Origin of the sequence: Microbacterium sp., from assembly GCF_046295495.1 — a bacterium.
Lineage (GTDB): Bacteria > Actinomycetota > Actinomycetes > Actinomycetales > Microbacteriaceae > Microbacterium.
In genome coordinates, this window is record NZ_JBKBNC010000019.1 from 1 (window position 1) to 19,390 (window position 19,390).

Consider the following 19,390-nt stretch of genomic DNA (forward strand, 5'->3'; position numbering starts at 1 on the left):
CAGCGCCGATGGTACTGCAGGGGGGACCCTGTGGGAGAGTAGGACACCGCCGGACTTCCTTTACCGAAATGGCCACCCAACGCTGGGTGGCCATTTCGCATTTACGGGCACAAAAACCCCGGGAGGACAGTCATGTCGACGGACGACGCGAACGACCGCAAGCGCAGCGAGGGTTCCTCGCGCGATCGCGCACCGGGAAACCGGTCGTCCTCTCGGGATGGCGGGTCCGCACCGCGTGGAGAACGTCCCTTCCGCCGGGAAGGTGAGCGGCCGGCCCGCCGCGATGGTGACCGCCCGGTGCGTCGTGACGGCGACGCGCGTCCGTTCCGTGGCGATGGCGACCGCCCCGCCCGTCGCGATGGTGGGGCTCGTCCCTTCCAGCGTGACGGTGAGCGTCCCGCGCGCCGTGACGGTGATGCCCGCCCGTTCCGTCGTGACGGTGAGCGTCCGGTGCGTCGCGATGGTGATGCCCGTCCGTTCCGTCGTGATGGTGACCGCCCGGTGCGCCGTGACGGTGATGCCCTTCCGTTCCAGCGTGACGGTGATCGTCCGGTTCGTCGTGACGGTGACCGCCCGGTGCGCCGTGACGGTGATGCCCGCCCGTTCCAGCGTGACGGTGACCGACCGGTGCGTCGCGATGGTGACCGACCGGTGCGTCGCGATGGTGATGCCCGTCCGTTCCGTCGCGATGGTGACCGCCCGGTGCGTCGCGATGGTGATGCCCGTCCGTTCCAGCGTGATGGTGACCGACCGGTGCGTCGTGATGGTGACCGACCGGTGCGTCGCGATGGTGATCGGCCGGTGCGCCGTGACGGTGATGCCCGTCCGTTCCGTCGAGATGGCGAGCGTCCGGTGCGTCGTGACGATGGTGGTCGCCCGTTCGCGCGCGACGGCGAGCGACCCGCACGTCGTGAGGGGGACTCGCGACCGTTCCGTCAGGGCGGAGACCGTCCCGCTCGACGTGAGGGCGACTCGAGCTCCTTCCGCGGTGACGGCGGCGACCGCTCGTCGTACCGGAGCGGCGAAGGTCGTCCCGTGCGTCGTGACGGCGACTCCCGTGGTTTCGGCGGCGGGGATCGCCGTCCTTCCCGCGATGGGCGCCCCGGCGCCGGCGCGCCTCGTCGATTCGACCGTGACGATGCCCGCGCGACCCGGCCTCCGCAGGACCGTCGCGAGCGCGGCCCGGAGCTGCCCGAGGACGTCACGGCCTTCGACCTGCCCGGTCAGGCCCGCAACGAGCTGAAGACCCTGAGCAAAGACAACGCCGACAACGTCGCGCGCCACCTCGCGATGGCGGCTCGGCTCATCGATGAGGACCCGGCGGCGGCGCACGAGCACGCTCTGGCAGCGTCGCGCAGCGCCGGCCGTGTCGGTGTGGTGCGTGAGACGGTGGCGATCACGGCCTATGCGGTGGGCGATTTCGCCCTCGCCCTGCGCGAGCTGCGGACGCACCGCCGCATCACCGGTTCCGACGAGCAGCTCCCCCTCATCGTCGACAGCGAACGTGGTGTGGGTCGCCCCGATCGCGCCCTCGAGGAGGGGAGAGCGGTCGACCGTTCGACACTCTCCGTCCCCGTGCGCGTTCAGCTGGCCATCGCGATGTCGGGAGCCCGACTCGACCTCGGCCAGACCGATCGTGCCCTGCAGGAGCTCGAGATCCCCGAGGCCGACCCGGATCGCGCATTCGAATGGAGCCCCGCCCTCTTCGCCGCGCGCGCCGCCGTACTCGAGGAGCTGGGTCGTGACGACGAGGCGGCCGAGTGGGAACGTCGCGCGGAGATCGCCGCCGAGGCTCTCGACGCCGCGGCAGGTGTGGCAGACCGCGAGGTGATCGTCGTCGAGGAGATCGAACTCATCGACGACGAGGGCGGAGTCGACGTGGCATCCGGGGTCATCCCGGTCGAGCACGACGATGACGACGACACGGCCGAGCTCGACGACGTCGTCGACGCGTCCGATGTGGACGGGCCGGCGGACGCCGCGGCGCCCGACAGCGCAGACGCCTCCGCGTCGGTGGAGGCGTCCGCCGAGAACCACACCTCGGCGGAGGACGAGGCGGGAGGATCGCGGTGATCTTCCGCCGAACTCCGGAGCCGCCCACGCCCCTGGACGGGGTCGACGTGGTGCTGGCCGACCTCGACGGCGTCGTGTACGCCGGACCCGGCGCCCTCCCTCACGCGGTCGACAGCCTGAACCGGGCTCAGGATGCCGGCCTTCGGCTCGGCTACATCACCAACAACGCCTCGCGCACGGACGTGTCTGTCGCAGAGCACCTCACGACGCTGGGACTGCGGGTCGCCCCGGACGACGTCACCACGAGCCCGCAGGCGGCCATGCGTCTCATGCGCGACCTCGTTCCCGCGGGGTCGACGCTGCTGGTGATCGGCGGAGAGGGGCTCGTCGTCGAGGTCGAGAAGGCCGGCTTCGTCGTCACCCGCAGTGCCGACGACCGGCCGGCGGCCGTGGTGCAGGGCTTCGCGCCCGAGGTCGGCTGGGCGCAGCTCGCCGAGGCCGCGTACGCCCTCGCGACGCCGCCCGAGGAGGGCGGCATCCCGTGGATCGCGACGAACACGGACTGGACGATCCCTCAGGCGCGGGGGATCGCTCCGGGAAACGGCACGCTCGTGTCGGCCGTCCACACGGCGGTGGGGCGGCTGGCGACGATCGCCGGCAAGCCCGAGCGGCCGATCTTCGACGAGGCCGTCACCCGCACGGGCGCCCGGACGCCCCTGTTCATCGGGGATCGTCTCGACACCGACATCCAGGGCGCGCGCACGGCCGAGATGCGCTCCCTGCTCGTGCTGACCGGGATCGACCGCCCGAAGCAGGTGCTCGCCGCCCCGCCCTCCCAGCGGCCGGACTACATCGTCGAGGACCTGCGGCAGCTCTTCGAGCCCTACCCCGCCACGATCGTCAAGGGCGAGCGCACGCGAGTGGGCGACGCGGTCGTCGAGATCGACGGTGTCGACCTCCGCATCGTCTCGGAGGGCGCGCGTCAGATCGACCTTCTGCGGGCGGGAGCCGCCGCCATCTGGAACTCCGGACGGGCCATCTTCGGCTTCCGAGTGCCCGAGCAGCTCTACGCCGACCCGTTCCGCGTTCGCTGACCTCGGTAGCATGGCATCCATGTCGGACAGCGCCGCCCCGGATGCCTCCCCCGAGTTGATCGATCGGCTGCGCCTCATCGAGGAGCAGCCCCTCGAGGCGCGCGCTGCGGCCTACGCCGCGGTGCACGACGAGCTCGCCCGCCGACTCGCGTCGGCTCCGACCGACCGCGCTTCGACCGACCCGGCTGCGACGTCGAGATCGTGACGGCGCGCCTCGACGCCGAACTCGCCGCACGGGGACTCGCCCGCTCACGATCACACGCCGCTCAGCTGATCGCCGCGGGCGCGGTGAGCGTCGACGGACGCCCGGTCGTGAAGGCGGCGACGCCGGTGGGGTCCGAGAGCGAGATCACGGTCGCCGGCGCGGACCACTACGTCAGCAGAGCCGCTCACAAACTCCTCGCCGCGTTGGAGGCCTTCCCGGTCGACGTGCGGGATCGGGTCGCGCTCGATCTCGGGTCGTCGACCGGAGGCTTCACCCAGGTGCTCCGCGAGCGCGGGGCGCGACCGGTCATGGCGGTCGACGTCGGTCATGGGCAGTTGTCCACCGTCGTGGCATCCGATCCGGAGGTCAGGTCGGTCGAGGGGTATAACGTGCGGTTCATGACCGCCGCCTCCCTCTCCGCCGCCACCGGCGTCGCCGAGGCGCCGCGGGTGGTGACCGGTGACCTCTCGTTCATCTCGCTGCACCACGTGCTCCCCGCGATCGCCGAGACCGCGTCGAGCGACGCCGACATCGTGCTGCTCATCAAGCCGCAGTTCGAAGTGGGACGCACCGCCGTCAAGGGAGGCCTCGTCACCGATCCGGCCCTGCGTTCGGATGCGGTGCACGGTGTGCTGTGGGCGGCGTGGGACGTGGGCCTTCGTACCGCGGGTCTGATCGCCTCGCCGATCGTGGGAACGCACGGCAACCAGGAGTACGTCGCGTGGTTCTCGGCCGCCCAGGGCGGCGAGCCCTCAGAATGGGAGAGCACCGTGACCCGACTGACCGGAAGCCGATGACCCCCAGCGATCGCCGAATCCTCCTCGTCGTCCACTCTCGCCGAGACGACACCGTCCACGCCGCCGAACGCATCATCACGGCCGTGCGTGCGGCGGGGGCGATGCCGGTCGTGTCCGCCGAGGACCGCCCCGAGCTCGCCGAGCGACTGCCGCTCGACGGCGTGGGGACCCTGGGGGTCGACGTCAGCATCGACGACCTGGAGCTCGCCATCGTGCTCGGCGGCGACGGCACGATCCTGCGCGCGGCCGAGACGGTGCGCGGGGGGACGGCACCGATCCTCGGCATCAACATGGGCCACGTCGGCTTCCTCGCCGAAATCGAGCGCGACGACATGGACGACGCGGTGCGCCGCGTGATCGCCCGCGACTACACGGTCGAGGAGCGGCTGGCCCTCGCCGTACGGGTGCTCGACGCCGACGACGAGGTGATCTTCGAGACCTGGGCGTTGAACGAGGCCACCGTCGAGAAGGCCAGCCGCGAACGCATGCTCGAGGTCGTCATGGAGGTCGACGGGCGTCCGCTGTCGTCGTTCGGGTGCGACGGCGTCGTCATGGCCACGCCGACCGGCTCCACGGCCTACAACTTCTCCGCAGGCGGCCCCGTCATCTGGCCCACCGTCGAAGCGATCGCCGTGGTGCCGCTGTCGGCTCACGCCCTGTTCGCCCGCCCGCTCGTGGTCAGCCCCGACGCGACGGTCGCCGTCGAGGTGCTCGAGCGCACGAGCGGGAGCGGCATCCTGTGGTGCGACGGTCGTCGGTCGCACGAGCTTCCCCCGGGAGCGCGCGTGGTCGTGCGCCGGTCGTCGCGGCCCGTGCGCCTCGCGCGCCTGCATCCGGCCGCCTTCACCGATCGCCTCGTGCGCAAGTTCCGACTGCCGGTCACCGGGTGGCGCGGATCGACCGGGGGTGCCTCGTGATCGAGGAGATGCGCCTGCGCGATCTCGGAGTGATCGCCGACGCGACGCTCCCCATCGGGCGCGGATTCACCGCCATCACCGGCGAGACGGGTGCCGGAAAGACGATGGTCGTGACGGGACTGGGCCTCCTGCTGGGCCAGCGCGCCGATTCGGGCGCCGTCCGCTCGGGCGCCGCCCAGGCCGCGGTCGAGGGCGTCTGGCTCGTTCCCGAGGACGGGGCCGTGGCGGCTCGCGTGCGCGAGGCGGGCGGCGACGTCGAGCCCGTGGGGGAGGGGACCGCGGAGCTGTACCTCGGCCGCACGGTCTCGAGCGAAGGACGAGGCCGCGCCACGGTCGGAGGTCGCACGGCGCCCGCCGGCGTGCTCGCCGACCTCGCCGACGATCTCGTCGTCGTGCACGGCCAGTCCGACCAGTTGCGGCTGAAGACATCGTCGGCGCAGCGCGACGCGCTCGACCGTTTCGGCGGCGAACCGGTGCAGACCGCGCGAGCGGCGTATCGCACCGCGTGGGACACGTGGCGGGCCCTCGACGCCGAGTTGACGGCCCTCACCGGGGACCGCGACGATCGCGCCCGCGAGGCGGAGCGGTTGCGCGCGGCCATCGCCGAGATCGAGGCGGCCGCCCCCGTGGTGGGCGAGGAAGACGAGCTCGCGCGCCGCGCTGAGCGTCTCGCCAACGCGGAGGAGCTGCGCATCGCGGCGGTCACCGCGCACGCCGCGCTCTCGAACGACGACGGCTCGCCCGACGTGATCACGCTGCTCGCGGAGGCCCGACGTGCGCTCGAGCGGATCTCGGACTCCGATGACGCCCTCGCCGCCATCGGCGAGCTGGTCGCCGACCTCGGCTATCGCGCGACCGACGCCTCGGTCGCCCTCTCGGGGTACCTCGCCGACCTCGACGAGTCGGGACCGCACGAGTTGGCCGCCGTGGACGAACGTCGAGGTGTGCTCGCGGGCCTGGCCCGCGCGCACGGTTCGGTGGACGCCGCGATCGCGCTGCTCGAGACGGGGTCGGCGCGCCTGGTGGAACTCGACGACGACGATGACCGACTGGAACGGCTGACGATACGACGCGACGCGGCCGCGGTCGACCTCGACCAGGCAGCCGACGCTCTGACGGCCGCCCGGCGGGAGGCCGCCGAGCGCCTGGGCGCCGCCGTCACCGAGGAACTGCACGCCCTGGCCCTCCCCGACGCCCGCCTGACGGTGGAGGTGGCCCCCGCCGCCGCGGCCGGGCACGGGCGCGACGAGGTGTCCATCCTCCTCGCGCCGCACCCGGGTGCGGATCCGCGCCCGGTCTCGCGCGGTGCGTCCGGCGGCGAACTGAGTCGCGTCATGCTCGCGATCGAGGTCGTCATCGCCGGGGTCGACCCGGTCCCCACGTTCGTCTTCGACGAGGTCGACGCCGGCATCGGCGGGGCGGCGGCGATCGAGGTGGGGCGTCGCCTCGCGCGGCTGGCGGAATCGTCGCAGGTCATCGCCGTCACTCACCTCGCCCAGGTCGCCGCGTTCGCCGGGAACCACCTCACGGTGGTCAAGGGCAACGACGGCTCCGTCACGGCATCCAGCGTGCGCCGACTCGACGGCGCGGAACGCGAGGCGGAGATGGCGCGCCTGCTGTCGGGGCTCAGCGACTCCGACGCGGCGCTGACGCACGCCCGCGAGCTTCTGGAGACCGGGCGCGCGCGCTGAGCGGGGGCCCGCGGCCGGCGCCTCGCACGATCGTCCGACGCGATGTCGGAGGGGGATGCCAGACTCGTCAGGCGAGCCGGACGGAATCGGCGAGAACCACCCACCGACGCGACTGATAGGATCGAAGCCCGTGATGCAGACTTCGGACGCGGGACATTCAGACACGACTTTCACGACGAAGCACATCTTCGTGACCGGAGGAGTCGTCTCCTCCCTGGGTAAGGGCCTGACGGCGGCAAGCCTCGGCAATCTCCTCACGGCCCGCGGGCTCCGCGTGGTCATGCAGAAGCTCGACCCCTATCTCAACGTCGATCCGGGAACGATGAACCCGTTCCAGCACGGTGAGGTCTTCGTGACCGACGACGGGGCCGAGACCGACCTCGACATCGGCCATTACGAGCGCTTCCTCGACATCGAGCTCAGCCAGGCGGCCAACGTCACGACGGGCCAGATCTACTCGCAGGTGATCGCGCGCGAGCGCCGCGGCGAGTACCTCGGCGACACCGTGCAGGTCATCCCGCACATCACCGACGAGATCAAGCGCCGCATGCGGCTGCAGGCGAGCGAGAGCCCGCAGCCCGACGTCATCATCACGGAGATCGGCGGCACGGTCGGCGACATCGAGTCGCAGCCCTTCATCGAGTCGGCCCGTCAGATCCGTCACGAGCTGGGCCGCAAGAACGTGTTCTTCGTGCACGTGTCGCTCGTGCCCTTCATGGGCGCCTCGGGCGAGCAGAAGACCAAGCCGACGCAGCACTCCGTCGCGACGCTGCGCTCGATCGGCATCCAGCCCGACGCACTGGTGCTGCGCAGCGACCGCCCCGTCACCGAGTCGAACAAGCGGAAGATCGCGCTCATGTGCGACGTCGACGAAGACGCGGTCGTCAACGCGATCGACGTGCCGAGCATCTACGACATCCCCACGATGCTGCACGACCAGGGACTCGACGCCTACATCGTCGACGCCCTCGACATCGCCACGGCCGCCGACGTCGACTGGTCGCGCTGGAGCCGCGTGCTGCAGGCGGTGCACAACCCCAAGCACGAGGTCACCATCGGTCTGGTCGGCAAGTACATCGACCTGCCCGACGCGTACCTCTCGGTCACCGAGGCGATCAAGGCCGGCGGGTTCGGTCAGGAGACGCACGTGAAGATCACGTGGATCCCCTCCGACCTGTGCGAGACGCCCGAGGGCGCGGCCAAGGCCCTGGGCGCCGTCGACGGGATCATCGTGCCCGGCGGTTTCGGCATCCGCGGCATCGAGGGCAAGCTCGGTGCGCTTCGGTTCGCCCGCGAACAGGGCATCCCCACGCTCGGCATCTGCCTCGGCCTGCAGTGCATGGTCATCGAGTACGCGCGCACCGTCGCCGGACTCGAGGGCGCGTCGTCGAGCGAGTTCGACCCCGACACCGCGCACCCGGTCGTCGCGACGATGGCCGAGCAGGTCGACATCCTCCAGAGCGGCGACCTCGGCGGAACCATGCGCCTCGGGCTCTACCCGGCGGCTCTGGCCGAGGGGTCCCTCGCGGCCGAGGTCTACGGTCAGCCGCAGATCTCGGAGCGCCACCGCCACCGCTACGAGGTGAACAACGCCTACCGTCAGCAGCTGAGCGACGCCGGGCTCGTCTTCTCGGGGCTCAACCCCGACCTCGACCTGGTCGAGTTCGTCGAGCTGCCGCGCGACGTGCACCCGTACTACATCGCGACGCAGGCGCACCCCGAGCTGCGCTCGCGCCCCACCGAGCCGCACCCGTTGTTCCGCGGTCTCGTCGCCGCCGCGCTGGACCGTCACCGTTCGAGCGAGCTGTTCGACGTCGAGGAGGACTGACGTGGAAGAGTTGCGTGACGAACGCGTCGACCTCGAGATCGTCTCGAGCGAACTGGTCTACGAAGGCGCGGTGTGGGACGTCCGCAGTGACACCGTCCGCTACGGCGACGGGGAGATGACGCGCCAGTACGTCGACCACCCCGGGGCCGCAGCGGTCGTGGCGATCGACGACGACGAGCGCGTCGTGCTCATCCAGCAGTACCGCCACCCGATCAAGGAGCGCGACTGGGAGATCCCGGCGGGTCTGCTCGATGTGGCGGGCGAGCCGCCCCTCGAGACCGCCCAGCGCGAGTTGACCGAGGAGGTCGATCTCGAGGCCGAGCGGTGGCAGCACCTGCTGTCGATGCACACGACACCCGGCGGCAACGACGAGATCGTGCACATCTTCCTCGCTCGAGGGCTGCGCCCGGTCGAGACCGACTACCAGCGGGAGCACGAAGAGTCCGACATGCGCGTGGAGCGGGTGGCCCTCACCGACGTCATCGACGGCGTGATCGCGGGGCGGCTGCGCAACGGCATCCTGGCCGCGGGCGCGCTCGCCGCGGCCGAAGTGCTGCGCCGCGAGGCCGCGTCGGCCTGACGTGAAGCTCGAGCGCGCGGTCGAGACCTACCTCCGGCACGTCGCGCTCGAGCGGGGTCTCAGCGACCACACCGTCGCCGCGTACCGCCGTGATCTCGCGGTGTACGCCGAGTGGCTGGGCCTGCGCGGCGTCGTCGATGCGGGAGCGGTGACGCCCGACCTGGTCGCAGATTTCGTCGCGGAGCGCGCATCGGCCGAACCCCCGCCGGCAGCTTCGTCGCTCGCGCGCCTGCAGTCGTCGGTGCGCGGTCTGCACCGCTTCCTCGTGCGGGAGGGGCGGGTCGACGTCGATCCGAGCGGACGGCTCCGACCGCCCAAGACGCCCCGCCGTCTGCCGAAGGCGCTGACGATCTCGCAGATCGACGAGCTTCTGGATGCCGCGGGACCCGCGCCCGGATCGACCGACGCATCGGCGGCGGAGCCGGCGGCCGTCCGCGATCGTGCGCTGCTCGAGCTGCTGTACGCCACCGGAGCGCGCGTGTCGGAGATCGTTCAGCTCGACGTGGACGACACCGCGCACGGCGACCTGCTGCGCGTGCGGGGCAAGGGCGACAAGGAGCGCGTCGTGCCCGTCGGCTCGTACGCGCGCGCGGCGGTCGAGGCGTACCTCACCCGCGTGCGCCCGCAGCTCGCCGCGCGCGGACGCACGACGCCGCGGCTGTTCCTCGGGGTGCGAGGTGCCCCGCTGTCGCGCCAGAGCGCGTGGCTCGTCATCCAGGCCGCCGCCGAACGCGCGGGGCTGACCGCGCACGTGTCGCCGCACACCCTCCGGCACTCGTTCGCGACGCACCTGCTGCAGGGCGGTGCCGATGTCCGCGTCGTGCAGGAGCTGCTGGGCCATGCCTCGGTGGCGACGACGCAGATCTACACGCACGTCACCGTCGACGCACTGCGCGACGTCTACGCGACGGCGCACCCGCGCGCGCGCTGACGGCCGGCGCGGATCTGCGGTTCGTCGACGCCCCGGGGCCCCGGGACTCGCGCGAGCGGGGGGCCCGCCGGCATCCCGCCCTCTGCGCGTGCGCGGACCGCCGGGAACACGGTGTCGCCTCGACCCTGAGAAACTGGATCCATGACCGCCACCCTCGTCGCTCAGAACCTCGCCGGGGGACACGGCCACCGCACGCTCTTCGACGGCGTCGACCTCACCGTCGCGCCGGGAGACGTGATCGGCGTGGTCGGGGCCAACGGCGCGGGCAAGTCCACGCTGCTGCGCCTTCTGGCCGGAGTCGACGAACCTCAGGGCGGCTCGATCAGCCTCGCTCCCTCCGACGCCTTCGTGGGCTGGCTCCCGCAGGAGCACGAACGCGTGGGCGGTGAGTCGGTCGCCGCCTACATCGCCCGTCGCACCGGGTGCGCCGAGGCGACGCGCGAGATGGATGCCACGGCAGCGGCGCTGGGCGACCCCGGGGCCGTGGGAGCAGACGACGCCTACGCCACCGCCCTCGAGCGCTGGCTCGCCAGCGGCGCGGCCGACCTCGACGAGCGGATGCCGCAGGTGCTGGCCGACCTCGGGCTGGAGGTGGGGCCCGACGCGCTCATGACCGGACTGTCGGGCGGACAGGCGGCGCGCGTGGGGCTGGCATCCCTGCTGCTGTCCCGGTTCGACATCGCCCTGCTCGATGAACCCACCAACGACCTCGACCTCGACGGGCTGGAGCGACTCGAGACCTTCGTGAAGGGCCTGCGCGGTGGGGTGGTCCTCGTCAGTCACGACCGCGAGTTCCTCGCTCGCTCGGTGACCCGCGTCCTCGAGCTCGACCTCGCGCAGAACACGCATCGCGTGTATGGCGGCGGCTACGACGCGTACCTCGAGGAGCGGGCGACGCTGCGCCGCCGGGCGCGGGAGAAGTACGAGGAGTACGCCGACACGAAGGCGGATCTCGTCGCCCGTGCCCGCACGCAGCGGGAGTGGTCGAGTCAGGGCGTCCGCAACGCGATGAAGAAGTCGCCCGACAACGACAAGATCCGCCGGAAGGCCGCGACCGAGTCGAGCGAGAAGCAGGCGCAGAAGGTGCGGCAGATGGAGAGCCGCATCGCGCGGCTCGACGAGGTGGAGGAACCGCGCAAGGAGTGGCAGCTCGAGTTCACCATCGCCTCGGCGCCGCGCTCCAGCTCGGTCGTCTCCACCCTCTCCAGTGCCGTGTTCCGCCAGGGCGACTTCACGCTGGGGCCGGTTTCGCTCCAGGTCGACGCGGGGGAGCGGATCGGCATCACCGGTCCGAACGGTGCCGGCAAGTCGACGTTGCTGCGCGGCATCCTGGGCCGTCAGACGCCGGATGACGGGACGGCGAGCCTCGGTGCCAGCGTCGAGATCGGCGAGATCGATCAGGCGCGTTCGCTGCTGGTGGGCGAACGGCCCCTGGCCGCGACGTTCGAGGGCTTCGTGCCGGAGATGAACGCGGGCGAGGTGCGGACGCTGCTGGCGAAGTTCGGCCTCAAGGCCGACCACGTCACGCGCCCGGTCGACCAGCTCTCGCCGGGCGAGCGCACGCGCGCGGGGCTCGCCCTGCTGCAGGCGCGCGGCGTGAACGTGCTGGTGCTCGACGAGCCCACGAACCACCTCGACCTGCCGGCGATCGAGCAGCTGGAGCAGGCCCTGGAGTCGTACACGGGCACGCTGCTCCTGGTCACGCACGACCGCCGCATGCTCGCGGCCGTGCAGACCGATCGCCGCTGGCGCGTCGAGGCCGGGGTCGTGACCGAGCTGTAACGCGGATGCCGGGCGGCAACCGGCGCATAAACGCGATTCACTCGCGTAAACACGATGACAGCGCGTTTATGCGCGCGAATCGCGTTTATGCGTGGGTGGGGTGGTGGCGCGCCGGGGCCGGATGGCGCGTCGGGCCGGGTGGGGCGACGGGGCCGGGTGGGGCGCGGGGGGGGGGGGGGCGCCGGGGTCGGTGGGCGCCGGCTCAGCGGCCCTGGCGCTTCTTGTAGGGTTTCGGCTCGCCCTTCACGATGGGCGCGCGACCCTTCCCCTTCGATGCCCTGGCCTTGCCCCCGCCGGGGGCCTTCTGCTTCGGTGCCGGGGGTGGGGCGTCGGCGATGCGGTGATGCGCCTCCTCGAGCAGCAGCCGCCCGGCGGGCGTGAGCTGCGTGGGGGGAGTGCGCGACACGATGGGCTGGCCGACCTCCTCCTCGAGCTTGTCGATGGTCGTGTACAACGACGCGAGGGGGATGCCGAGTTTCTCGGCCGAGCGCGGGAAATGCAGCTCCTCGGCGAGGGCGGCGAACCGGCGGAGATGCTCGAGCTTCATGGCATCCATTCTCCCGTGCCCCGCGGCATCTCGCTGAGTGTCCCGAACACGCCGCATCGCACGAGGGGCGAACGGCGTGTTCTGGACACTCAACAGGGGGGACGGGGGGTCAGGCGGCGGAGGTGAGGAAGCGGTCGGCCGTGCGCAGCGAGAGCGCCATGATCGTCAGCGCCGGGTTCGCGGCGATCGCCGAGGGGAAGACCGAGTTGTCGCAGATCCACAGGTTGGGGATCTCGTGCGACCGGCCGTCGGCGTCGACCACGCCGTCGGCGGGATCGGTCGACATGCGGCACGTGCCGATCGTGTGCGCCGTGCGGGCGAGGACCAGGGTCTCGCGTGCCCCGGCGGCTTCCATCACCCGCAGCATGAACGCCGTCGCGTGCCGGTCGATCGCCTTCTCGTTCTCGCCCGCCGTGAACGTCACCCGCGCGCGGGGGATGCCGAACTCGTCGGTCTCGTCGGCCAGCTCGAGGCGGTTGTCGTCGGAGGGCAGGCAGTCGGCGTTGATGCCGATGCCGGCCATGAACCGCGCCTGCTCCAGCCGTTGCACGAGTTCCGGGCCCCACAGGCCGCCACCGCGCACGAGCGTGGTCGCGAAGGTGAGGGGCATGACGCCGAGGCTCTGCACGAGGTAGCCGCCGGCGAAGTCGGCATCCGCCGGGCGCATCATGTCTTCGGAGATCAGCGACGAGGGGTACCCCCGATGCCCGCGCACGGGCTCGTCGAACCGCCCCCACACCTGGGTGGCCCCGTGCGCGAGGAAGTTGCGGCCCACCTGGCCGTTGTCGTTCGCCAGCCCCGTGTGCAGGAGCAGACGAGGCGTCTCGACGCCGCCGCCGGCGAGCACCAGCGCACGGCAGCGCACGCGGTGATCGGCGCCGTTCTTGCGGTAGACGACGGCCTCGACGTGGCCGCGGGCGTCGCGCTCGATGCCGTGGACCATCGCCTCGCTGCGGATCTCGGCCCCGGCGGCGACCGCCGCGGGCAGGTACGTGTTGGCGGTGGTGGCCTTGGCATCCACCCGGCATCCCTGGTGGCACTCGCCGCAGTTGACGCACGCGCCCCGCTCGCCGTGGTGATCTTGCAGGCGCGCGCGGGTGAGGACCGCCGCGGGCGCGTCGGCCCAGCGCACGCCGAGGGCGTCGCAGCCCTTGGCGACGAGGTTCGCGGGGGCGTTGCGCTTCGCCGGGGCGTAGGCGTAGCGGCGCGAAGGGTCCCAGGGATAGGGGGTCGGGCCCGAGACGCCGATGTCGCCCTCGACCCGCTCGACGTACGACAGCAGTTCGTCGGGGTCGACGGGCCAGTCGCGACCCACGCCCGACTCCGTGTGCAGGGCCAGATCGCGGCGGTCGGGGCGCGGGGTGAACGCGCCCCAGTGCAGCATCGAGCCGCCGACGCCGCGTCCGCTGTTGTTCGGGCCGAACGCGGTGGGATCGCCGCCGCCGCTCAGGCGCTCCGACATCCAGTTGATCTCGACCGCCTCGGTCTCATCGGGGGTGAGGTCGTCGAGCGCGAAGTGGCGCCCGGCCTCGAGGGCGACGACGCTCAAGCCCTTCTTCGCCAGCTCCGCGGTCAGGGGCGCGCCACCGGCGCCCGTGCCGATCACCACGACGTCGACGATCTCGTCGTCGGCGAAGGTGCGCATCGTCTCGAGGTTCATGCCGCGTCTCCCGTCGCGATCGTGCCGCCGACTCCGGACGGCTCCCAGTCTTCCCGGCGCCCGAGGCGCAGTTCGACGTATCCGCGCATGGGGCGGCCGCCGGTGGCGAACCCGTCGTATCCCACGCGCGCCATGCTCGCGGGGTGCGCGAGCCACTGGCGCGCGAGGTCGTTGCGGACGTCTTCGAGCCACGCCGTCAGCCGGGCGGCGTCGAGTGGGCCGACGGCATCCGAGGTGCCCTCGATCGCGGCCCCCAGCACCCGTTCCCGCGCGGCGGGGTCGGTCGGCCAGACGGCCGCGAGGGTGTTGAGTCCCGCGCGGTACGCCTCGGGGTCGGGCGGGAGATCGGCGTTACGCCATCCGTCCCCCTCGCCGCGCTCGAGCTGAGCGTCCACGCGGGCCGCGATGTCGATCGCGGGCCCCTCCTGCGGCACGACGAGATCGGCGATCTCGCGCAGTAGCGTCAACTGCGCGACATCGAGCACCGCGGGGGCGTACCCGCGGTCGTCCGGGACGGCGCGGATGTTCAGGATGCCGCGCACCCGGGCGTCCACGCGGTCGCTCGCGATGAGAGCAGCCCACTCGTCGGGCACGACCGGGCCCACGAGCACCTCGTCGGCGACGAAGTCGGCGATCGCCTCGGCGGCCTCGGGGGCGCGCTCGAGCGGGATCATGTGTCCGGTGTCGTCGAGGGAGACGAATCGGGCCCGCGGATAGACGGAGGCCAGGAGGCCGGGCTGGGCGGCGGCGCCGAGGTCGGCGTCGTCGGTGCCCGCCAGCACGAGGACCGGCAGGTCGAGGGTGCCCACCTCCGCCGTCGCGTCGATCCGGCTGCCGGTCTCGAGCCATGCGCGCCAGGCGGTGGGCGAGGTGCGGCGCAGATCGGCGAGGGCCAGGCTCTGGGCGCCGGGATCGAGGGGCTCGGCGGTGTTCTGGTCGATGAAGGTCTCGGCATCCTGATCCGAGATCGCCCCGTCGGCGACCCACGAGAGCATGAGCTCGCGTCGTTCCTCGTCCATCGGCTCGGGGCGCGGGGGTGACGGCGCCATGAGCACCATGCCGCGGAGTCCCACCAAGGGCGCGTCTCCACGGAGCACGCGCGACGCGACGAGGGCGGCGATCTTGCCGCCCATGCTGTGGCCGCCGAGCATCCACGGCCCACCGCGGTGGGCGGTGAGGCGCTCGACGACGTGGTCGACGGTCTGCTCGAGTGTGGCGTCGGGGGACGAGGTCGCCGAGCCGAATCCGGGGAGGTCGATCCCCTCGACGTGCACGCGGCCGGTGAGATGTGCGGACAGGCGGTCGAAGGAGCCCGCGCTCGCGCCCAGGGCGTGCAGCAGGTACAGGGTGACGGGCGCCCCGCCCGGGGCGGTGGCGTTCTCGATGGGCATGTCTTCACGCTCGCCTACCGGCGGGGTGGGCGAGGGTCGCTTGCGGTTCGAGACGTTTTGCGCAAGCACCCCGGCGGGGTGGGGGTCGCCGGTGGCGGGCGGGTGCGGGCGGCGTGGTCTTCGGCCGAGCGGGACGCGTGCCGGGCTCCGGAGAAACCGCGCGGCGGGCGACCGTGGAGGCGGGCCCGAGGGCGAGGAGGCCCGGGAAATCCGGAGCCCGGGCCGCGGGGTGGGTGCGCGACCTGCACGAACCGACGCCCCGGACCGCGCGGGGCGGACCGGGGCGTCGAGGGGGGCGGTGTTACGGCGTGACCATGCCGCCGTTGACGTTCAGCGTCTCGCCGGAGACGCAGCTCGACTCCGCCGACGCGAGGAAGACGAAGGCCGGAGCGATCTCGGCGGGCTGACCGGCGCGCTGGTACGTGCTCTCGTCGTCGAAGTGTTCCATCTGATCGTCGGAGACGCCCTGGCTCACCTGGAGTGCCGACCAGGTCGGTCCCGGTGCGACGACGTTGACCCGGATGCCGCGCGGAGCGAGCTGCTGCGCGAGCCCCTTCGACAGGTTGTTGACGGCCGCCTTCGTCGCGGCGTAGTCGAGCCGATCGGGCGCGGGCACGTACGCCTCGAGGGAAGCGGTGTTGATGATCGTTCCCCCCTCGGGCAGGTGCGCGAGCGCCGCCTTCGTGATCCAGAAGGGGGCGAAGACGTTCGTGCGGAAGGTCTGCTCGAACTGCTCGTCCGAGAGGTCGTCGACCTTCTCGACCATCACCTGCTTGCCGGCGTTGTTCACGACGATGTCGAGTCCGCCCAGGGCCTCGGCGGCGTGGGCGACGAGCTCGCGGCATGCGGCGGGGTCGGTGATGTCGGTCGCAATCGAGACGCCGGTGCGGCCGGCATCCCGGATCTGGCCCAGGATGTGATCGGCGTCGCGCTGTTCGTCGGGCAGGTGCACGATCGCCACGTCGGCGCCCTCACGCGCGAACGCGATGGCGACCGCGCCGCCGATGCCCGAGTCTCCGCCGGTGATGAGGGCCTTGCGGCCGATGAGCCGACCGAGGCCGCGGTAGGTCTTCTCGCCGAGGTCGGGGACGGGCGTCATGTCGGCCTGCACCCCGGGCTCGGGCTGGTGCTGGACGGGCGGCTCGACGCGCGCGTAGCGGGTGACGGGGTTGTCGAAAGTGAACTGGTCGCGATCGGAGGTCATGCCTCGACGGTAGGCACCGTCACCCGGACGCGACGAGCCCTTGACGAACGGGGGACCCGGGTCGTCGCGAGGGTCATCGGGCGTTGACGACCTGGTCGATCACCGCCGAGACCCGTTCGGCGGACTTCCGCCAGGAGTATCTCCCCGCGTTGCGCAGGCCGGCCGCCGTGAGCTGCGCGCGGAGGTTCTCGTCGTCGGCGACCCGGGTCATCGCCGCGGCCATGTCGGATTCGTCGTGAGGATCGACCCAGACGGCGGAGTCGCCGAGCACCTCGGGCAGGGATGCCGCGCGGGCGGCGATGACGGGGCATCCGCACTGCTGCGCTTCGACGGGTGGGATGCCGAATCCCTCGTAGAGGGAGGGGAAGAGGAACGCGAGCGCGCCGCGGTAGAGGGCGGTCAATTCGTCATCGTCGACGCGGCCGAGGAACCGCACCCCCTCGCCGGCGGTGTACTGCTGCCGCGAGAAACTGTTCGTCTGGCTGCCCACGACCCGCAGCTCGACACCGGGGTGGGAGGGGGAGAACAGGGCGAAGGCCGCCAGCATGCGTTCGAAGTTCTTGTGCGCGTTCGGAGAGGACACCGCCAGGAAGTAGGGGCGGCCCCCGGGCTCCGGCGGGACTTCGCCGGGGTGGAACCGCGCGTCGGCCGCGCAGGGGATGACGGTGTAGCGCTCGCGGGGGACGCCGAAGTGGGAGGCCAGCTCGGAACGCGAGAACTCGCTGATCGTCAGCAGGTGCTCGCTGTGCGCGACGACCCGCGGGACGATGAACCCGTACAGCAGGCGGAACCGGCGGCCGAAGCTCTCGGGGTGACGGACGTAGGTGATGTCGGTCTGCGTGGAGATCTGGGGGCGGTACCAGAGCGGACCGGTGCCGCTGAGGGTGAGCAGCAGGCGGCGCTGCCGGCGCGCGTAGAGGGGGAGATCGAGATGCTCCCACGCTCGACCACCGCGCCGGCCGATCTGCACGATGCGGTGCGGGTCGAGGCCGGCGGCGTCGAACGGGCCGGGTGGGACCGCGAGTGTGAGGTCGGGGCGCAGATCGAGCAGCTCCCGGCTGATCTCGGTGGCGAACCGCTGGGTGCCGGTCGTGCTCTGCGTGAGGAAGCGGGCGTTGACGAGGGTCATTCCGAAACTCCCTCGACGGAGAAGGTCGCGGATGCGGCGAGGAGCGCGGGCGAGGTGACGTCGCGCCCCCTCGTCTCGGTGGCGTGCGGCACGTTGCTCATGCGGTCGTCGTCTCCATGCGGGTTCGGGGGTGGCCCCGGGTGGCGATCCGGGGAGCGCGCCGGCTGACCGGCGGGGCTCGGACTGCTCGACGATGCCCGTCGCGCGAACGAGCCGCTCCCGCCCGCGGAAACCACGTGCGGGGTGAACCGGAGGTCCCGCCGGGCGGTCCGTCGGAGCCGCGCCCACGGGGGCGTCCCCGGTCGTCGGCCCCGTTCGCCAGCTGGTTCGCCTGGGCCGCCGGGAACCTCACCTCAGCGGCCCGGGGACGCCCGACGCCGTCTCACCGCCGCGTCGCGAGCCATTCGCGCAGACCGCGGCGCAGGCGCGACCAACGCGCTCGTCGCGGTGTCGACGGCGTCTCGCCGGCCTGCTGGGCCGAGGCGAGCGCGACGTCGTCCGGCGGCCAGAGGAACCGCAGCACGAGACGCAGGCGCATGGGCAAGGGCTCGGAGCGCATCGCCATCCGGTACGCCCGCACGTGATCGGGCTGCTGCCGCCACACCCAGTCGCGCGGGGTCCCGACGTCGTCCGCCGCCAGCGACCCCGGCGCCACGAGGGGGTCGAGCACGCGGCGCAGGGCCGGCACCGCGCCCATCTCGCGCGCCCGGTGCACCGACCCCGGCGCACGCGTGAGCAGCTCCCGCGCCGCGGCGGCGGCGGGCGGGGGGAGGGGGCCCCGCGCCGATCAGCGGGCGCACAGCGTGCAGCGCCGCGAGCACGGCGTGGGTGGCCGGGTCGGGGACGAGCAGGTCGACCGAACCGAAGCGCATCGGGATGGCGTCGCGGTGCACGAGATCGAAGGAGGTCGCGTCGTCCAGGACGAGGCCGGGGATGCGACGGTGCACGTCGATCTCGCAGCCCCAGCTCCGGGGAGCGAGCGTCACCGTGTGGTGCACGGTCGTCCCGCGCCAGGGGTCGGCCGCCCGTCGCCATCCCCACTCCTCCAGCGCCACGACGAGGTCGTCGATGCGCGCCGGGTCGCACCACACGTCGACGTCACCCGAGTGCTCGCGGTCGCGGAGACCCTGGAGGTGCAGTGCCGGGCCTTTGACGAAGACGCACCGGATGCCGTGGGCCTCGGCCACCCGCGCGACCAACGCGTAGACGAGCTCGTGCAGGGCGGAGGAGAGCACCGGGGGGCGCAGCACGGTGATCCGGGCGGGGTGGGTCTCGCCGAGGGTGGCGAGGCCGGCGGCCCGGAACTCCTCGACGAGGGCGGTCTCGTCGCCGGTGAGAGCCGACGGCGGCAGGGGGGCCGCCGCCACGAGGCGCCGCCAGAGGTCGGCGGCGGGTCCGAACAGGCACAGTGCCTCGCCGGGTTCGGAGGGGACGACGAGGAGCTCGGCCTCCGGGGTGAACGCGGTCGAGTCGTGGACGTCGATCGCGCCGCCGGCGAGGGGCAGCCACCCGTGACCGGGCGGGAGGGGAGGGGATGGCATCGGGTGGACCTCGGGGAGATGACGGGCGACCTCCCAGTGTCGCCACGGCGGGGCCTTCCTCGCGCCCGAAACCGGGCCCC

Annotated in this window: 17 protein-coding genes; 10 read left to right on the plus strand and 7 right to left on the minus strand. The window is 72.4% G+C overall.

Features of this window, described 5'->3' with window-relative positions; all coding sequences use genetic code 11:
- Window positions 1-60: 60 nt before the first annotated feature.
- Window positions 61-1,338 (minus strand): hypothetical protein, encoded by a 1,278-nt coding sequence (locus tag ACK4LS_RS09030; protein WP_409716289.1) that lies wholly within the window; start codon window positions 1,336-1,338, stop codon window positions 61-63.
- Between the two features lie 51 nt (window positions 1,339-1,389).
- Between ACK4LS_RS09030 and ACK4LS_RS09035 the strand changes: the two genes are divergently transcribed.
- The 10 genes from ACK4LS_RS09035 to ACK4LS_RS09080 all read left to right on the plus strand — a co-directional run bounded on the left by ACK4LS_RS09035 (window position 1,390) and on the right by ACK4LS_RS09080 (window position 11,838).
- The gene (locus ACK4LS_RS09035; protein WP_409716291.1) at window positions 1,390-2,073 is read left to right on the plus strand and encodes a hypothetical protein; all 684 of its coding nucleotides are present in this window, start codon (window positions 1,390-1,392) and stop codon (window positions 2,071-2,073) included.
- Window positions 2,073-3,107 carry an HAD-IIA family hydrolase gene (locus tag ACK4LS_RS09040; RefSeq protein ID WP_409716369.1) on the plus strand — a complete coding sequence of 345 codons (1,035 nt, stop codon included), beginning with the start codon at window positions 2,073-2,075 and terminating at the stop codon, window positions 3,105-3,107. The genes ACK4LS_RS09035 and ACK4LS_RS09040 overlap by 1 nt, the downstream gene beginning before the upstream one ends.
- Before the next feature lie 19 nt (window positions 3,108-3,126).
- The gene (locus ACK4LS_RS09045; RefSeq protein ID WP_409716293.1) at window positions 3,127-3,312 is read left to right on the plus strand and encodes a hypothetical protein; all 186 of its coding nucleotides are present in this window, start codon (window positions 3,127-3,129) and stop codon (window positions 3,310-3,312) included.
- On the plus strand, window positions 3,309-4,109 hold the full coding sequence (locus ACK4LS_RS09050) for a TlyA family RNA methyltransferase (RefSeq protein WP_409716294.1): 801 nt from the start codon (window positions 3,309-3,311) through the stop codon (window positions 4,107-4,109). Before ACK4LS_RS09045 ends, ACK4LS_RS09050 begins: the two co-directional genes overlap by 4 nt.
- A complete protein-coding gene (locus ACK4LS_RS09055) occupies window positions 4,106-5,026 on the plus strand; it encodes an NAD kinase (RefSeq protein ID WP_409716296.1) in 921 nt (306 codons plus the stop codon). The genes ACK4LS_RS09050 and ACK4LS_RS09055 overlap by 4 nt, the downstream gene beginning before the upstream one ends.
- Window positions 5,023-6,717 (plus strand): DNA repair protein RecN, encoded by a 1,695-nt coding sequence (gene recN / locus ACK4LS_RS09060; RefSeq protein WP_409716298.1) that lies wholly within the window; start codon window positions 5,023-5,025, stop codon window positions 6,715-6,717. Before ACK4LS_RS09055 ends, recN begins: the two co-directional genes overlap by 4 nt.
- Window positions 6,718-6,850: 133 nt before the next feature.
- Window positions 6,851-8,545 (plus strand): CTP synthase, encoded by a 1,695-nt coding sequence (locus ACK4LS_RS09065; protein ID WP_409716371.1) that lies wholly within the window; start codon window positions 6,851-6,853, stop codon window positions 8,543-8,545.
- Window position 8,546: 1 nt separating this feature from the next.
- Window positions 8,547-9,125 carry an NUDIX domain-containing protein gene (locus tag ACK4LS_RS09070; protein ID WP_409716300.1) on the plus strand — a complete coding sequence of 193 codons (579 nt, stop codon included), beginning with the start codon at window positions 8,547-8,549 and terminating at the stop codon, window positions 9,123-9,125.
- A gap of 1 nt (window position 9,126) precedes the next feature.
- Window positions 9,127-10,056: a site-specific tyrosine recombinase XerD gene (gene xerD, locus ACK4LS_RS09075; RefSeq protein ID WP_409716302.1), complete on the plus strand. Its 930-nt coding sequence runs from the start codon at window positions 9,127-9,129 to the stop codon at window positions 10,054-10,056.
- A 141-nt stretch (window positions 10,057-10,197) separates the two neighbouring features.
- Window positions 10,198-11,838 (plus strand): ABC-F family ATP-binding cassette domain-containing protein, encoded by a 1,641-nt coding sequence (locus tag ACK4LS_RS09080; RefSeq protein WP_409716304.1) that lies wholly within the window; start codon window positions 10,198-10,200, stop codon window positions 11,836-11,838.
- 202 nt (window positions 11,839-12,040) lie between these two features.
- On the opposite strand, the gene ACK4LS_RS09085 is transcribed toward ACK4LS_RS09080, so the two are convergent.
- From ACK4LS_RS09085 to ACK4LS_RS09110, 6 genes are all read right to left on the minus strand, one after another.
- On the minus strand, window positions 12,041-12,385 hold the full coding sequence (locus tag ACK4LS_RS09085; protein WP_409716306.1) for a LysR family transcriptional regulator: 345 nt from the start codon (window positions 12,383-12,385) through the stop codon (window positions 12,041-12,043).
- Window positions 12,386-12,494: 109 nt separating this feature from the next.
- On the minus strand, window positions 12,495-14,045 hold the full coding sequence (locus ACK4LS_RS09090; protein WP_409716308.1) for a GMC family oxidoreductase: 1,551 nt from the start codon (window positions 14,043-14,045) through the stop codon (window positions 12,495-12,497).
- A complete protein-coding gene (locus ACK4LS_RS09095; RefSeq protein ID WP_409716310.1) occupies window positions 14,042-15,436 on the minus strand; it encodes an alpha/beta fold hydrolase in 1,395 nt (464 codons plus the stop codon). Before ACK4LS_RS09095 ends, ACK4LS_RS09090 begins: the two co-directional genes overlap by 4 nt.
- A gap of 301 nt (window positions 15,437-15,737) precedes the next feature.
- Window positions 15,738-16,640: an SDR family oxidoreductase gene (locus tag ACK4LS_RS09100; protein WP_409716312.1), complete on the minus strand. Its 903-nt coding sequence runs from the start codon at window positions 16,638-16,640 to the stop codon at window positions 15,738-15,740.
- A gap of 73 nt (window positions 16,641-16,713) precedes the next feature.
- Window positions 16,714-17,769 (minus strand): glycosyltransferase family 4 protein, encoded by a 1,056-nt coding sequence (locus tag ACK4LS_RS09105; protein WP_409716314.1) that lies wholly within the window; start codon window positions 17,767-17,769, stop codon window positions 16,714-16,716.
- A 353-nt stretch (window positions 17,770-18,122) separates the two neighbouring features.
- Window positions 18,123-19,310: a nucleotidyltransferase family protein gene (locus tag ACK4LS_RS09110; RefSeq protein WP_409716316.1), complete on the minus strand. Its 1,188-nt coding sequence runs from the start codon at window positions 19,308-19,310 to the stop codon at window positions 18,123-18,125.
- Window positions 19,311-19,390: the final 80 nt, after the last annotated feature.

Excerpts from the sequence above, each read along its gene's own strand:
- ACK4LS_RS09080 (WP_409716304.1), top strand. The coding sequence starts at position 10,198 with ATGACCGCCACCCTCGTCGCTCAGAACCTCGCCGGGGGACACGGCCAC.
- ACK4LS_RS09105 (WP_409716314.1), bottom strand. The coding sequence starts at position 17,769 with ATGACCCTCGTCAACGCCCGCTTCCTCACGCAGAGCACGACCGGCACC.
- ACK4LS_RS09055 (WP_409716296.1), top strand. The coding sequence starts at position 4,106 with ATGACCCCCAGCGATCGCCGAATCCTCCTCGTCGTCCACTCTCGCCGA.
- ACK4LS_RS09065 (WP_409716371.1), top strand. The coding sequence starts at position 6,851 with ATGCAGACTTCGGACGCGGGACATTCAGACACGACTTTCACGACGAAG.
- ACK4LS_RS09100 (WP_409716312.1), bottom strand. The coding sequence starts at position 16,640 with ATGACCTCCGATCGCGACCAGTTCACTTTCGACAACCCCGTCACCCGC.
- ACK4LS_RS09095 (WP_409716310.1), bottom strand. The coding sequence starts at position 15,436 with ATGCCCATCGAGAACGCCACCGCCCCGGGCGGGGCGCCCGTCACCCTG.
- ACK4LS_RS09090 (WP_409716308.1), bottom strand. The coding sequence starts at position 14,045 with ATGAACCTCGAGACGATGCGCACCTTCGCCGACGACGAGATCGTCGAC.
- ACK4LS_RS09085 (WP_409716306.1), bottom strand. The coding sequence starts at position 12,385 with ATGAAGCTCGAGCATCTCCGCCGGTTCGCCGCCCTCGCCGAGGAGCTG.
- ACK4LS_RS09045 (WP_409716293.1), top strand. The coding sequence starts at position 3,127 with ATGTCGGACAGCGCCGCCCCGGATGCCTCCCCCGAGTTGATCGATCGG.
- ACK4LS_RS09110 (WP_409716316.1), bottom strand. The coding sequence starts at position 19,310 with ATGCCATCCCCTCCCCTCCCGCCCGGTCACGGGTGGCTGCCCCTCGCC.